This window comes from Chitinophaga sp. H8, assembly GCF_040567655.1.
GTDB lineage: Bacteria > Bacteroidota > Bacteroidia > Chitinophagales > Chitinophagaceae > Chitinophaga > Chitinophaga defluvii.
Genome location: NZ_JBEXAC010000001.1, coordinates 1,897,140 through 1,910,898, shown reverse-complemented (window position 1 = coordinate 1,910,898; position 13,759 = coordinate 1,897,140). Strand labels below are relative to the sequence as shown.

The 13,759-nt window shown below is 45.0% G+C and carries 12 protein-coding genes; 3 read left to right on the top strand and 9 right to left on the bottom strand.

Annotated features, from left to right (window positions below; translation table 11 throughout):
- Window positions 1-44 precede the first annotated feature (44 nt).
- The 4 genes from ABR189_RS07225 to ABR189_RS07210 form a co-directional block, all read right to left on the bottom strand.
- On the bottom strand, window positions 45-494 hold the full coding sequence (locus ABR189_RS07225; protein WP_354659793.1) for a DUF3276 family protein: 450 nt from the start codon (window positions 492-494) through the stop codon (window positions 45-47).
- A gap of 158 nt (window positions 495-652) precedes the next feature.
- Complete coding sequence (locus tag ABR189_RS07220) at window positions 653-2,452, bottom strand: ABC transporter ATP-binding protein (RefSeq protein WP_354659792.1); 1,800 nt, start codon at window positions 2,450-2,452, stop codon at window positions 653-655.
- A 63-nt stretch (window positions 2,453-2,515) separates the two neighbouring features.
- Window positions 2,516-3,073: a DcrB-related protein gene (locus ABR189_RS07215; protein ID WP_354659791.1), complete on the bottom strand. Its 558-nt coding sequence runs from the start codon at window positions 3,071-3,073 to the stop codon at window positions 2,516-2,518.
- Between the two features lie 55 nt (window positions 3,074-3,128).
- Window positions 3,129-4,058, bottom strand: coding sequence for a phosphoribosylaminoimidazolesuccinocarboxamide synthase (locus tag ABR189_RS07210; protein ID WP_354659790.1), 930 nt, complete (start codon window positions 4,056-4,058; stop codon window positions 3,129-3,131).
- A 209-nt stretch (window positions 4,059-4,267) separates the two neighbouring features.
- Between ABR189_RS07210 and ABR189_RS07205 the strand changes: the two genes are divergently transcribed.
- Entirely contained in the window at window positions 4,268-5,365 is a 1,098-nt protein-coding gene (locus ABR189_RS07205) for an amidohydrolase family protein (protein WP_354659789.1), read from the top strand.
- Between the two features lie 95 nt (window positions 5,366-5,460).
- Here the strand turns inward: ABR189_RS07205 and ABR189_RS07200 are convergent, their stop codons facing one another.
- From ABR189_RS07200 to ABR189_RS07180, 5 genes are all read right to left on the bottom strand, one after another.
- Window positions 5,461-6,831 carry an exonuclease domain-containing protein gene (locus tag ABR189_RS07200; RefSeq protein WP_354659788.1) on the bottom strand — a complete coding sequence of 457 codons (1,371 nt, stop codon included), beginning with the start codon at window positions 6,829-6,831 and terminating at the stop codon, window positions 5,461-5,463.
- 72 nt (window positions 6,832-6,903) lie between these two features.
- Window positions 6,904-8,082, bottom strand: coding sequence for an ABC transporter permease (locus ABR189_RS07195; protein ID WP_354659787.1), 1,179 nt, complete (start codon window positions 8,080-8,082; stop codon window positions 6,904-6,906).
- On the bottom strand, window positions 8,075-9,244 hold the full coding sequence (locus tag ABR189_RS07190) for an ABC transporter permease (protein ID WP_354659786.1): 1,170 nt from the start codon (window positions 9,242-9,244) through the stop codon (window positions 8,075-8,077). Before ABR189_RS07190 ends, ABR189_RS07195 begins: the two co-directional genes overlap by 8 nt.
- Window positions 9,241-10,236 (bottom strand): HlyD family secretion protein, encoded by a 996-nt coding sequence (locus ABR189_RS07185; RefSeq protein ID WP_354659785.1) that lies wholly within the window; start codon window positions 10,234-10,236, stop codon window positions 9,241-9,243. Before ABR189_RS07185 ends, ABR189_RS07190 begins: the two co-directional genes overlap by 4 nt.
- A 20-nt stretch (window positions 10,237-10,256) precedes the next feature.
- A complete protein-coding gene (locus tag ABR189_RS07180) occupies window positions 10,257-11,711 on the bottom strand; it encodes a TolC family protein (protein ID WP_354659784.1) in 1,455 nt (484 codons plus the stop codon).
- Between the two features lie 519 nt (window positions 11,712-12,230).
- Between ABR189_RS07180 and ABR189_RS07175 the strand changes: the two genes are divergently transcribed.
- Together ABR189_RS07175 and ABR189_RS07170 are read left to right on the top strand one after the other, a co-directional pair.
- A complete protein-coding gene (locus ABR189_RS07175; RefSeq protein WP_354659783.1) occupies window positions 12,231-12,764 on the top strand; it encodes a YceI family protein in 534 nt (177 codons plus the stop codon).
- Between the two features lie 43 nt (window positions 12,765-12,807).
- Window positions 12,808-13,743 (top strand): ring-cleaving dioxygenase, encoded by a 936-nt coding sequence (locus ABR189_RS07170; protein WP_354659782.1) that lies wholly within the window; start codon window positions 12,808-12,810, stop codon window positions 13,741-13,743.
- Window positions 13,744-13,759: the final 16 nt, after the last annotated feature.

The window sequence follows — 13,759 nt, the reverse complement described above, 5'->3', positions numbered from 1 at the left end:
TTTGCCAAAGCTCGAAGCTCATGGCTTAAAGCTCACAGCTAATTTTACCATTTGTCTACATCATCGCTATGGGAGGCGGCGGCAGCTGCCGGAGCAGCAACTTCAACGTCGGCACTAACTACTGCTGCAGCAGTGTCGGCAGATGCTACTGAATTGCTTTCAGCACCTTCTGCATCGTCCTGGTCTTCCTGTACATAGTCATGATTGTAGGCATCAAAGTCAAAGTCCGGCATCAACTCAGTCTTCACGTAGTTAATGGTCTCCGTTAATGCATTCAGGAATTTATTAAAGTCTTCCTTGTACAAGAATACTTTGTGCCTGTCATAACCGTTGTCATTGAAACGCTTTTTACTTTCAGTAATAGTTAAAAAGTAGTCGTTTCCCCGAGTGGTCTTTACATCAAAGAAGTAGGTCCTTCTTTTACCCGCTTTCAATCGCTTAGAAAAGATGCTGTCGTTATTTCTTTCCTGTTGATTGTTGTTTTCGTACGCCACAGTTGATAGATTTAAGTGTTAACGAATCAAATCCTGTTTTCAATAAGGAACAAATATACTATTGTTTTACAAATATCAAAATATTTTTAAATGATTTTGATAAATCAGAAAAGATGGCTGTAAATCCCTGCCACCGGGGGTATACAAGATAATGATTGTTATTCACTTACAGACTCCTCTTCTCCCGATTGCTGGCGCGCATATAGCTCGGCATAATACCCATTTAATGATAATAAATCTCCATGTGTACCTTCTTCTACTATACGCCCTTCGTCCAATACAATGATCTTATCAAACTCAAACAGGGCAAAGATGCGGTGGGTGATGATGATGGCAGTTTTATCTTTCAGATAGGCATACAGGTTGCCAATTATTTCCTTCTCCGTGCGGGCGTCCACTGCAGAAAGGCAATCATCAAACAATAGAATATCCGGGTTTTTGATCAGTGCCCTGGCAATTGAAATACGCTGTTTCTGGCCACCGCTCAGCGTAACACCCCGCTCTCCTATCATGGTATCAAACCCTTCTTTAAAGTTAAGGATATCCTTTTCTACCGAAGCCTGCCTGGCGGCAGTTTGCACTACTTCCTGATCGGCAGAAGGGGTCCCAAAACGGATGTTATTCGTAATGGAATCGGAGAACAGGAACACATCCTGTGGCACATAACTGATCTGGCTACGGAGGCTTTCCAGCGTTATTTCCCTTAAGTTATGTCCATCCAGCAATACCCGGCCTTCCTGCGGATCATACATACGTATCAGCAGTTGTGCCATGGTAGACTTCCCGGAGCCGGTACGCCCTATTACAGCCACTTTTTGCCCCGGCAGAATGTCCAGGTTAAAGTCTTTTATTGCCGTAATACCTGTATGCGGGTAGGTAAATGTAACGTTCTCAAACCTGATGGCTCCGGCTATTTTCACGCTTTGCGCTCCAGGCTCATCCTTAATGGCAGGCTTTACCTGTAAAAATTCGTTGATCCGCTGCTGTGAAGCTGCAGCACGCTGGATCATGGAAGCTACCCAACCAATAGAAAAGAAAGGAAAGGTGAGCATATTCACATAAATCACAAACTCTGCCAGGTTGCCTACCGTAATATTTCCTTTGATCACCTGCATACCTCCAACAAAAATGGTCAGGATCACACTCAGTCCGATCATTAAGGCCATGCTGGGTTGGTAGAGGGCATCTGTTTTAGCAAGACTGATAGAGCTTTGTTTGTATTCTTCACTGGCTTCTTCAAAATGCCGGGCACTGGCATCTTCCTGTACATAGGATTTGATGACACGGATACCGGAATAAGATTCCTGGGCAATAGAAGTAATGTTGGATAATTGCGCCTGGATACGTTCACTTTTGCGGTGAATAATCCGGTTCACATAATAAATCGTTACTGCCAGCAACGGCAATGGTGACAAGGTATACAGGGTCAGCAACGGATTCACTTTTACCATCAGGTATACAATGATTACCACCATAATAATAGTACGGGTAGAATACATCAATGCAGGCCCTACATACATCCGTACCCGTGACACATCTTCCGTAATACGGCTCATCATGTCACCTGTGCGATGCATTTTAAAGAAGTTGAGGTCCAGCACCTGGTAGTGCTGGTATATTTCATTCTTGAGATCAAATTCAATATGACGGCTCATCACTATCAGCGTTTGCCGCTGCAGGAACATGAAAAACCCACTCAGCAATGCAAAGAGCAGGATCGTAATACCATAGAACGCCAGTACTTTGGAAAAGTCTGCCCGGAAAGCACTTTTCAAACTGGCCATATCACTGATCATGCGGTAACTGTCCAGGTTCTTGGCCAGCAGATCAAAAATCTGCCTTACCATTATAGGCTGGAAAACGCTGAATACGATAGATATAGCGGTAAACAGCATGCCCAGCGTCATATACCACTTATACTTGATAAAGTACTTATTGAGTGCTGCCAGATGTTTCAAAAGCTGATCGTTTTAACTCCAAAATTAGCGAATATGTACCCGTTTCTCTTAACGGTTGCTGTATTAAAACTTAAATGACTGCAATGCTTCTGCCAGCTGGGGCTTATACGCTTCCAGCTTTCCGCCCTGTGCAGTGCAGGTAATAACATAGGCGATATTATCTTTCGTTAAAGCATAAATCATTGCATCTATAGCTACGCCACTCTGTGTATGACTATACTTAAACCAACGGGCTTTCAGTCCGTTAATATCCTCCTGCCCTTCTCCCAGCTCCTTAAAATCCTGTGTATACTGACGGATAGTGGACATGTTCTTTTTGTAATACGTATCCCAGGAGTCTTCTCCCATGGATTCTGTCACTACATTGATATTTGTGCGGAACCGGGCGCCTGCTACCACGGGTTCAAACAAAAAGGTAATCTTCACCCCTCCTATGGAAGTGTCCTTTTTTTCCCACCCCCTGGGTGCACTGATCTCATAAGTGCCTGCGCCCTTATTTATACCGGGACTATTGGCAGTTACCTTTTCAATGATCTGATCTGTAGTCTCGGATTCAGGTTGGTTGTTACAGGCCAAACAAACAAGGGCATATGCTACAGTCAGCAGCGCTATCTTTCTCATAAAAAACCAAATATTGACATCTAAAAAAGCCCCGCCGGAGCGAGGCTTTTACGTATTAAAGACTTTTTAAAGTTGCTTTTATCTTTTCTTCTGCTGCTTCCTGGGAAACATCTTCTTTCACAAACTTTTGTCCGGTAATGTTTTCAAACAGCTCAATATAGCGTTCGCTCACACTGTTTACAAACTCGTCTGTCATCTCAGGTACACTTTGTCCTTCTTTGCCCTGGAAGCCGTTTTCCATCAACCATTCCCGCACAAATTCCTTACTCAGCTGTTTCTGCTGTTTGCCGGCTTGCTGGTTTTCCTCGTATCCTTCTGCATAGAAATAACGGGAAGAATCCGGTGTATGGATTTCATCGATCACATAGATGGTATCGCCGGATTTACCAAATTCATACTTGGTATCTACCAGGATCAGACCACGTTTTGCTGCCAGCTCTTTTCCTCTTTTAAACAGTGCCAGGGTATATTTTTCCAGCTGCTCATAATCTTCTTTGCTTACCAGGCCCTGTGCAATGATCTCTTCACGGGAAATATCCTCATCATGACCTTCATGTGCCTTGGTGGTAGGCGTAATGATCGGCTCCGGGAAAAAGTCATTCTCTTTCATTCCTTCCGGCATCTTTACACCACACAATACACGCTGTCCGCTCTTATAAGTACGCCAGGCATGACCGGTAAGGTTACCACGCACCACCATTTCTACCGGGAAAGTGTCGCATTTTATACCAATGGTTACATTTGGCAATGGAACTGATTTTACCCAGTTTGGCAGAATGTCTTTGGTAGCATCCAGCATAATGGCAGCTACCTGGTTCAATACCTGTCCTTTGTAAGGAATAGGACGTGGTAATACCACATCAAATGCGGAAATACGATCACTCACTACCATCACCATCAATTTGTCCTCAATGGTATACACATCACGTACTTTTCCTTTGTAAAAGGCCGTCTGACCTGGAATTTGTAAATTAGTAGCTATCATGAATTATAAATTATTAATATAACGTTGTTACCTTTCTCCCTGATAGCCATACTTTAACAGCTACCAGATTGCAAAAATACTCCACGATCACTACATTCTGAAAACCAATTCCTCACATCTGTGAATAATCTTGCCATTCATCCTATTAATGCGAAAAATAATCACTCAAATGTTTAGATTTATTTACTAAAACATTACAACATTTACTTATGTCAAAATCCCCCCTCCTGTTACTATCCGGTATGCTATTGCTCTCAGCGGCCTCACAAGGCCAGGAAAAAAGCACCATGGATTTTGAAAAATATGATCCGGTGTCTACACTGGTAGTACCAGAGCATATCAAAACCAGGGCCAGATTCCCTTTTATTGACGTACATAATCACCAATGGAACCTGGGCGAACAGAACCTGGATGAACTGATGGCGGCCATGGACAAGCTCAATATGCAGATAATGGTGAATTTAAGCGGAGGAAATGGCAGCGGCCTGAAAAAAATGACCGACAACATCAAAGCTCATGCGCCTAAACGGCTGGTGGTATTTGCCAATATTAACTTCTCCGGTATTGGTAGCAGTGGCTGGACGGACAAAGCAGTAGCCCAACTGGAAGAAGATGTAAAACAGGGAGCCCGCGGACTGAAAATCTTTAAGAACCTGGGACTGTCCGTGAATGACAACACCGGAAAACGGGTCACTATCGACGATCCTCGCCTGGACCCTATCTGGAAAAAATGCGGTGAATTGAAAATCCCGGTACTGATACATGCTGCAGATCCTAAACCTTTTTGGGATACACCCGATGAACATAACGAACGCTGGCTCGAAATTACCACGCACCCAGGCCGTAAGCGGGGCCCTAAAAACCCTGTACCCTGGGAACAGATCATTGCCGAAGAACACCGCATGTTCAAAAAACATCCTCAAACTACTTTTATCAATGCACATTTTGGCTGGTATGCCAACGATCTCGGCCAGCTGTCCAGGTTAATGAACGAAATGCCCAATATGTATGTGGAATTTGGTGCCGTTATTGCGGAATTGGGGCGCCAGCCTATCATGGCCAGGCAGTTCTTTGAAAAATACCAGGACCGGATCCTGTTTGGTAAAGATTCCTGGGTACCCGATGAATATGCTACTTATTTCCGGGAACTGGAAACAGCAGATGAATACTTCCCCTATCACAAGAAATATCACGCTTTCTGGCGTATGTACGGAATGAACCTACCGGATAATATCCTGAAGAAGATCTACTATAAAAACGCACTTAAAATCATTCCTGGCCTGGATAAAACAATGTTCCCGGAGTAATCCCATGCCACCTGAGCAGTAAGACGGGATATGTCCCTATTCTATGGTCATCGTGGTAAGTATAGTCATCGTGGTCAGGAAGCATTGCCAGCCCGTCAGGAAAAATGAAGTACCTGCCGGATGTTTACGGTGGCATGATGCCGGATCAGATTGAGGATATATTCATTCTCCGGATATGGTGTAAGCAAATCTTTCAGGTGTTCTGCAGAGTTTACAGACAAATCAGCTGCTACATACCCCATGCCATAGAAGCGTCCCTTTTCCATTAAAATGCAGCTTTGTTCACCCGCCTCCCGCCCGTGACCAATAATTGCAAATGAAGGTTGCTGTTCCTGTAAGTGGGTAATGGCTTGTAGTACACGTTGGTTATAGTCTGCAGGCGCTTCCTGTTTTTCACAGGCTCCATGGCAGGTACCAGCAGTTACACCTGTACAGGTGCCTGTTCCGGTTTGTAAAAAACATAGCCTCGGACATAATTCAAACTCCCGGATCAGGCGGCGCAGTAACTGGTGCCCATCTACGAGCAGGTTAAAACTGTATACCGGGGTGGTATGTTTCCGCCTTTTTTCAATGGCCAGCCGTAAATACCCCTGCTGGTCTTCAAACAGGTAAAAGCCATAACGCAATTCCACCCGCTTTTGTGAATGGTTATAAACCGGCCACAACCGCTTGATCTCTACCGACTCCAATACACAGGCCATCAGCTCCGTACCGGTTACCTGGTAGCTGATACTGTAAATATTGCGCAGAAACTCCTGCCGCTGCCGCCCGGCATTGTTGCCGGTAAAGTGGCTGTTCACCCGCTTCTTAATATCTTTTGCCTTCCCTACATATACTACTTTCCCCTTCTGATTATGAAAATAATAAACCCCTGGGGTGGCAGGTAATAATAATACCTGCTCAGGTGGCAGATTGGGTGGCAGGAAGTATTCTTTTGACCCTGCTTTTAAGGCTGCGGCAATGGCCTGCTGGGTATCATTTTGTATATATAACTCAAACAATTTTGCCGTAGCAGCGGCATCTCCCCCAGCCCTGTGCCTTCCATAAACAGGAATCTGAAGATGACGGCACAGATTACCCAAACTATAAGATGGCAATCCCGGAAATATTTTACGCCCCAGCCTCACCGTACAAAGCTTCTTACTCTTCAGCTCATGCCCAGACAATTCCAGATAATGTTTCAGAAATGAATAATCGAAGTTGACATTATGCGCTACGAAAATCCGGTCCTTCAGCAGCCCTGCAATTAACGGGGCTACTGCTTCAAACGGAGGCGCATCCGCCACCATATCATTGGTGATACCGGTCAGCGACTGAATATGATAAGGGATAGGTACGCCCGGATTAACCAGTGTTTCATATTGCTGCACCACTTCCTTGCCATCATGCAGATAAATGGCTACTTCCGTAATACCGCTGGCACTGGCATGGCCCCCGGTTGTTTCTATATCTACTATTGCGTACATGGCTACAAACAAGTTACCCGCAAATATAATGCAGGTTCTGCAATTCGCTAAAAAAATTAGCAAAATACGGTTTTACCCCTGTGCCGCCTGTGATTGTTTCCTGTTCACCCGTCGTAATCCCAATAACGCCAGTAGTACATAAAACACCCACAATAGCAGCAGATGCAATATAGGACCCGTATTTTCCTGTAAGGTGCCACCTGTCTGCACCACAGACTGATACATCCTCAGAAATGGCGTGATAGGCAATAATACGGAAAGCCATTGTACGGGTACCGGCAAGGCCGCATAAGGCCATACATAACCGGCTATCAGGAAAAAAGGATAGGTAGAGAAAGCCATCAGCTGCGCTGCCAGCAACTGGTTGGGAAACAAACTGCCCAGCCATACGCCCATAGGAATAAGGCACAGCAGGAACAGCAACATCGTCACCCCGGTGTTAAACGCGGTGCCCTGAAAGGTCAGCTCCAGGATATTAAAATTCACCAGCAGGAAGAAGGTGGCATAAGCGGCAAATAAAAGCAGGTAAAACAGTCCTTTTCCCCATAGTGTAGCTGATAAACTACCGCCTCCGGTTTGTACAAGAGCGGGGATCTGCCTGTTTTGTTTATCCAGAGCCACACTTCCTGAAAGTCCCAGCAACAGGGTTTGCTGCAATATCAGGGCCAGTACCCCCGGCAGCAGGAAGTCGCCATAACTGGAACGTACATTGTATAATGGCCGGTAATCTACGCTTACTGGCTGTGTTTCCTGCAGGGCCATTGTACTGTTCAACCCTTTCATCTCATTATACTTTAACCGTACGCCGGCGCCTATCGTAAGACTTACCTGTGTTACTGTAGCCACTAATTCGCTGGAGGGCAGAAAGCGGGCGGCATTGACGGTCAGCACCACATTACTTTGCTGAATGGCCAGAATATTAGCCTCCATACCCTTTTCAATATACAGGTACCCCTGACACTCTCCCCGGTACATCTTCTCCTGTGCATCCTGCAAATTGGTGGCAGCAATCACCTCTACCAGCTGGGTATTATCCAGCTGCTCAGTAAACATGCGGGATAACTGGCTCTGATCTGCATCCACCACCGCCAGTGCAACTTCTTCCTCTACTTTATAGCTATAGATGCTACCGTAGAAAAACGCGTACAACAGCGGTGCTATCAGCAGTGTAAGCAGCAAACTGTGATCCTTTATGATCAGCTTTACTTCCCGCAATAACAAACGGCCTATACTTCCAAAAAAGTTACGCATGCTGCACCTCCAGTTTATTTAACTGCCGTTGAAACAATATAATAGCCAACGGATAAGTGACTACGATAAAAATCAGGATATATCCCATTTCCGTATAGGCATACCGGAGGGGTAACTCCATAAAATATACTTTAAAAAAGGCATCCAGGAAAAAAGTAAAAGGCATGATAGCAGCATAATACTGGTCGTACCAGGGCATCGCCCACCTGGGAAACGTAAATCCGCTGAATACAAATGCAGGGGAAGTATAAAAAAGCCCCAGGTCGCAGGCTACCATTACATCTTTGAAGATCGCAGATACCAATATTCCGATACCAATACAAGCCAGTACCAACAGGGTAAAAACAACAAACAGTGTACCGGTAGCTGCCGGGTGCCCCACCTCAAACAATGGGAGCACGATGCCCGTCACCAGTATAAAGTTAACCCATCCTACTACCAGGTGTGCCAGGGTTTTGCCGGTAATAGCAACAAAGGCAGAACCTTTTGCTACCTGGTGTAATTCTTCCAGGGTGTTGGTTTTCCGCTCATAGTTAAGCAACAATACCGTTACCATAATGATCATCATCTGAAGCGCTACGAAAATAAGTCCGGGCACCAGGTATTGCTGGTAGTTGAAAGTAGGGTTATACAACTGGTAACTGGTGAGCTTTAAAGGCTGTACCAATGTCATGGCCTTATCTTTAGGCATACCCAGCTTTACCAGTTTTTGCAGGATCACACCGGAACCTGCAGTCATCAATACCTGAGCGGCATCTTTATAGATCAGTTTGGCTGTAACAATTGCTGCTGCATTCGTATATACAGTAATGTATACCGGGTGCCTGCTTTTAATATTCCGTTCCATGCGCGCCGGAAAATGAATAGCCCCGGCTACCTCTCCCCTCCGTATCAGTGTTTCCAGTTCGGTCTGGTTGTCTACCTGGCGGGTGATATGAATGCTTTCCGTTTGTTCCAGCATAAAGGCAAACTGCCGGGAAAGTACTGACCTGTCATCATCCCAGATGGCTACCGGCAGATCCCGTGCATTCCTGGCCTGATAGATGTATGCATAAAAAGCAAACAGCAATGCAGGCATGACCAATAGCACCAGGTAATGCACCGGCAGCGTTAAAATGCGCTTCCATTCCCGTATGGTTATTTGAATAATGGCCTTCATCATGGCATTTGCATGGCAGCGGTCATGCCAGGACGCAAGCCCTGTAAAGCCGGCTGATTAACAGGTTTACACTCTACGGTAAAGGTGCGTAATTCAAACTTTCCTTTTTCCTGTACCGGCACCCAGTTGGCAAACGTAAGCGATGGCGATACCTTCGACACTTTCGCGTCAAATGTTTCCGGTACACATCCGGGTATATTCATTTTCACCACTGTCCCCAAGGCCAGTTTACTCATATCATCCTGACGGATATTAAACCGGATAAAGTAAGAGTCCGGTTTCTGGATAGTCATCATCGGATAACCGATAGATGCGATCTCTCCTTCTTCAATCACCAGCGACGATACAATACCATCTGCAGGGGCACGGATATATGTTTTGTCAGATAATGATTTAGTTAACGTATAGGCTTCTTCTGCCTGTTTTAAAACTGCCGCCGCTGCAGTAATCAATTCCGGACGGGTACCATTTTTCAGCATCTGCATATTCAGACGAGCTGTTTCCATCTCCTTCTCCGCAGCCTGGTATCTGAAATAAACGATATCCTTTTCCTGCCCGGATACTACCTGATCCCGGTGCAGTTTCTCAATACGTGCATATGTTTTTTGCATCAGCTCATATTGGTCCTGTGTAATCTGATACAGCTTATCTGCTGCCTGTATAGCTTCGGGCCGGGCACCGCTCTGCAGCAATTTCAGCTGGCTCTGCGCTGCTTCGATAGCTGCTTCTGCCTGATTTCTCACGGCATTGATCTCTGTAGTATGCAATACGCCCAGCAGCTGGTCTTTTTTCACGGTATCTCCCTGATGAATCAGCAAGCTATCCAACCGCCCCGGAAAACCTGCTGCCACATCCACAAACTCGGCATCTACCATTCCGATAACCGTATTCTCTGCACTACTTCCTCCAGACCTCCGGAAAAAGAACAGCAAGGCAATGATCAATACCAGTACCGGTATTCCTAATGCCCAATAATTTTTAAAGAAGGATCGCATACAATATTAATTACGATGAATTATTTAATAAACTCCTGTAGCCGTTGTGGTGTGCCTACAATGCTCCAGTATTCTGCCAATGCCAGGTAATAACCCAACACGCCGGTATAATAAATCTTTTCCATCTCCTCTTCTATCAGCAAGGCATCGTTTACATCTTTCACGGAAGACATCTCCGTTTTCATCCGCTCCTCAATCAGCGTGGTAGTTAAACGTGCCTGCTGGCGGGCGGTATCCAATGCAGCAACATCATTTTTCAGGGCATTCATTTTATTAATACACACCTGTAATCTTACCTCCAGGGATGACCGGGTGTTTTCTGTAAGCATCCGGGTTTCTTCTACCAGTTGTTTACTGGCCTTCACCCGCTTTTGTTTCTGGAACCCGTCAAAGAGGTTCCATTGCATTTCTACGCCTACCAGCCACGGGGGCATAGTCAGTGGCAGGTCTTTTCGGTAAAGGCTTACATTGCCAATGGCAAAGATATTGGGTAATGACAGGGAGCGGGTCGTTTTTACCGCCACCTCTGCCAGGCTGGATTTGCTTTCCAACAGCCGGTAAGCAGGGTTTTGCTGATAAAAATCAGGCGTTGTAGCGGTATGGATCGCCGCCGGAATATATTTTAGTGTGTCCGTGATGTTTATTACAGTATCCAATGGTAATCCCATCAATTTATTCAGTTCCAGCAACGCATTCTGTTTTTCCAGCTGCTGATTACGATACCGGCTTTCTGCCTGTACCAGACTCACTTTTGCCCAATTTAACAGATAAGGTGGCAGTATCTCATTGGCTTTAAGAGAAGCCGCATAGTCCCGGTTCTTCCGGAAGGCGTCTACTATCCGCTCCTCATGCCCCAGAATGTTATTCAGGTACATAATACGCAGGTATTGTAACCCTATCAGGAGGTATAATTCCTTTTCCACTACCTGCCGGTTTAACTCACCGGAAGTAACCCGCGCCTGGGCCAGGTCTTTTACTGCAGAAAGTTTACCTCCCAGGTAAATCGCTTCCCGGAAACCCAGTGATGCTGTAAAGTACTGTTGCTTGCTGAGGGCCGGATTATAATCCGGGTATACTGTATTCAAAATCCGCTGCGTGGCATTGAAGATCCGGTCCTGTACCTGCTGTGGCAAATGCTGACCGGTTATCTGATTAAATACCTCGTTGGCCGTATTCACACTTTGCTGGGAAGAACCTTCCACAATGCCGTCCTTCACCTGCTGCAGATTAATTTCCAATGGCTTGCCCAGGTAATTGTACCCCGCCAGGAGATCTACCTTGGGAAAATACGACCGCTTTTCTGCTTCCAGGTTATATTCACTTGCCTTCAGCGCATGTTTTGCCTGCATGATCAGCGTATTCTTCTGTGCTGCCATGTCATAACACTCCTGCAAGGTTATGGGCCTGCCCACCTCCTGCGCGTACACTGCCGACATCAAAAAAACCGGAACAATAAACAGGAAGCCTCTTCTCATATGGATTTTCTTTTTTTTTACCTGTATAGCAACATGGTATCAAACACATAAACAAAAAATCATGCATAATGTTTATTATATTTTTAATACACTGTGCCATTACAAATTATTACGATTCCAGGCGCGAAGATATCCATCTGTTCCTTTAAAACCTTAAATCAGTGATTTACCTGCTGCCCATTACCAATATATGATAATTTACGTTTATAACACCCTCTTCTGAAGGGGAGTTAAAGCGTTCTTTCCCTATGGTTAGAGCATAGTTAAAGCATGGTTAAAGCATAGTTAGAGCATAGTTAAAGCATAAGAGAGCATAAAAGGGGTATTTTCTTCCAATGTCCCTCTTTAAATATTTAAAAAATTGTACATCAGAAATCATTTTTTATCCATGTCCTGGTTCATAGTTTGGGTTGATATTTGTATCACAGCTAAACAATAACTTTCGGCAGTTGTTATGAATTAGCTGGTGCCTTTAATCTGATTAATATTTATTCACGTTTAACTAAATAATGCATTATCATGGCAAAGTATCAATGGGGTATAGATCCTGAACACAGTGAAATCACCTTCAAAGTAAGGCATTTGATGATTACCAATGTAACAGGGGCATTTCATAAATATGATATACAGGTAGAGACCGAAGAAGAGGACTTTATGACTGCCAAAGTAACGTTTACAGCTGATGTAGACTCCATCAGCACTAAAAACGAACAACGGGATACGCATCTGCGCTCACCGGACTTCTTTGACGTTAATAAATATCCAAAAGTTACATTCACGGCTACCAAATATGAAAACGTGGACAATGACGGCTCCTATAATCTTTATGGCGACCTGACCATCCGGGACGTCACCAAACCTATTAAACTGGCGGTTGAATTCGGTGGCGTAACCAAGGATCCCTGGGGTAATACCAAAGCTGGCTTTACCATCAATGGTAAAATCAACCGGAAAGATTTTGGGTTGAACTGGAACAATGTAACAGAAGCGGGTGGCATGGTAGTAAGCGACGAAGTGAAAATAGTATGTGAGATTGAACTGATTAAAAAATAACCTCTGCCACCGCGTCTGATCAAACAGGGTAAAAAATAAAATAATGGAAGATAAAATCACCGGCATTCATCACATTACTGCGATAGCCGGGAATGCCAAACGCAATTATGATTTTTATACGCAAGTATTAGGATTAAGGTTTGTAAAAAAAACAGTCAATTTTGACGATCCGCATACCTACCATTTTTATTACGGAGATGAAGTGGGGACTCCTGGTAGTATTCTGACCTTTTTTCCATGGGAAGACATCATGACCGGACGCAGAGGTACACATATGGCAACAGAAATAGGTTATTCTATTCCTGAAGGCAGTATTGATTTCTGGATCAAACGGTTTGAGGAACGCAACATTCTTTACAACAAACCTTCCCAGAAATTTGGCGACTTATACCTGACCTTCCTGGATCCCGATGGCCTGAAACTGGAGCTTACGGTAACAGAAAAGCCCGACAATCGGCAGCCATGGGAAACATCTGCTGTTACGGCGGCTAATGCCACACGGGGATTTCATCATGTTACCCTTACCCTGGAAGATGTACAGCCTACTGCAGATCTGCTGGTGTCTTTATTTGGCTTTAACTTGTTAAAACACAGTGCCAACCGCTACCGGTTTGAAAGCCCCGCTGGCGAAAACGGTACTTTCATAGACCTGGTTGAAGCTAAAGGAGAACCCAGAGGGCATGTAGCGGGTGGTACTATCCATCATGTGGCTTTCCGGGTAAAAGACGATGAAACACAATTACGCTTCCGGGAAAAAATAGAACGTATGGGACTAAACCCAACACCACAACTGGACCGGAAATACTTTAAATCCATTTACTTCCGGGAACCCGGTGGTGTATTGTTTGAATTGGCAACAGATGGTCCGGGCTTTACGGTAGACGAACCTAAGGCATTGCTCGGCAGCCAGCTGATGTTACCACCGGAATTTGAAGCCAGAAGAGAGGAAATACTGGGACAACTGCCAAAGCTGGACTAGCCTGAACAGCGCATGG

What these genes read in the sequence shown, in the direction of transcription:
- ABR189_RS07190 (WP_354659786.1), bottom strand. Translation starts at nt 9,244, where the DNA reads ATGATGAAGGCCATTATTCAAATAACCATACGGGAATGGAAGCGCATT.
- ABR189_RS07180 (WP_354659784.1), bottom strand. Translation starts at nt 11,711, where the DNA reads ATGAGAAGAGGCTTCCTGTTTATTGTTCCGGTTTTTTTGATGTCGGCA.
- ABR189_RS07175 (WP_354659783.1), top strand. Translation starts at nt 12,231, where the DNA reads ATGGCAAAGTATCAATGGGGTATAGATCCTGAACACAGTGAAATCACC.
- ABR189_RS07215 (WP_354659791.1), bottom strand. Translation starts at nt 3,073, where the DNA reads ATGAGAAAGATAGCGCTGCTGACTGTAGCATATGCCCTTGTTTGTTTG.
- ABR189_RS07210 (WP_354659790.1), bottom strand. Translation starts at nt 4,058, where the DNA reads ATGATAGCTACTAATTTACAAATTCCAGGTCAGACGGCCTTTTACAAA.
- ABR189_RS07170 (WP_354659782.1), top strand. Translation starts at nt 12,808, where the DNA reads ATGGAAGATAAAATCACCGGCATTCATCACATTACTGCGATAGCCGGG.
- ABR189_RS07195 (WP_354659787.1), bottom strand. Translation starts at nt 8,082, where the DNA reads ATGCGTAACTTTTTTGGAAGTATAGGCCGTTTGTTATTGCGGGAAGTA.
- ABR189_RS07200 (WP_354659788.1), bottom strand. Translation starts at nt 6,831, where the DNA reads ATGTACGCAATAGTAGATATAGAAACAACCGGGGGCCATGCCAGTGCC.
- ABR189_RS07185 (WP_354659785.1), bottom strand. Translation starts at nt 10,236, where the DNA reads ATGCGATCCTTCTTTAAAAATTATTGGGCATTAGGAATACCGGTACTG.
- ABR189_RS07205 (WP_354659789.1), top strand. Translation starts at nt 4,268, where the DNA reads ATGTCAAAATCCCCCCTCCTGTTACTATCCGGTATGCTATTGCTCTCA.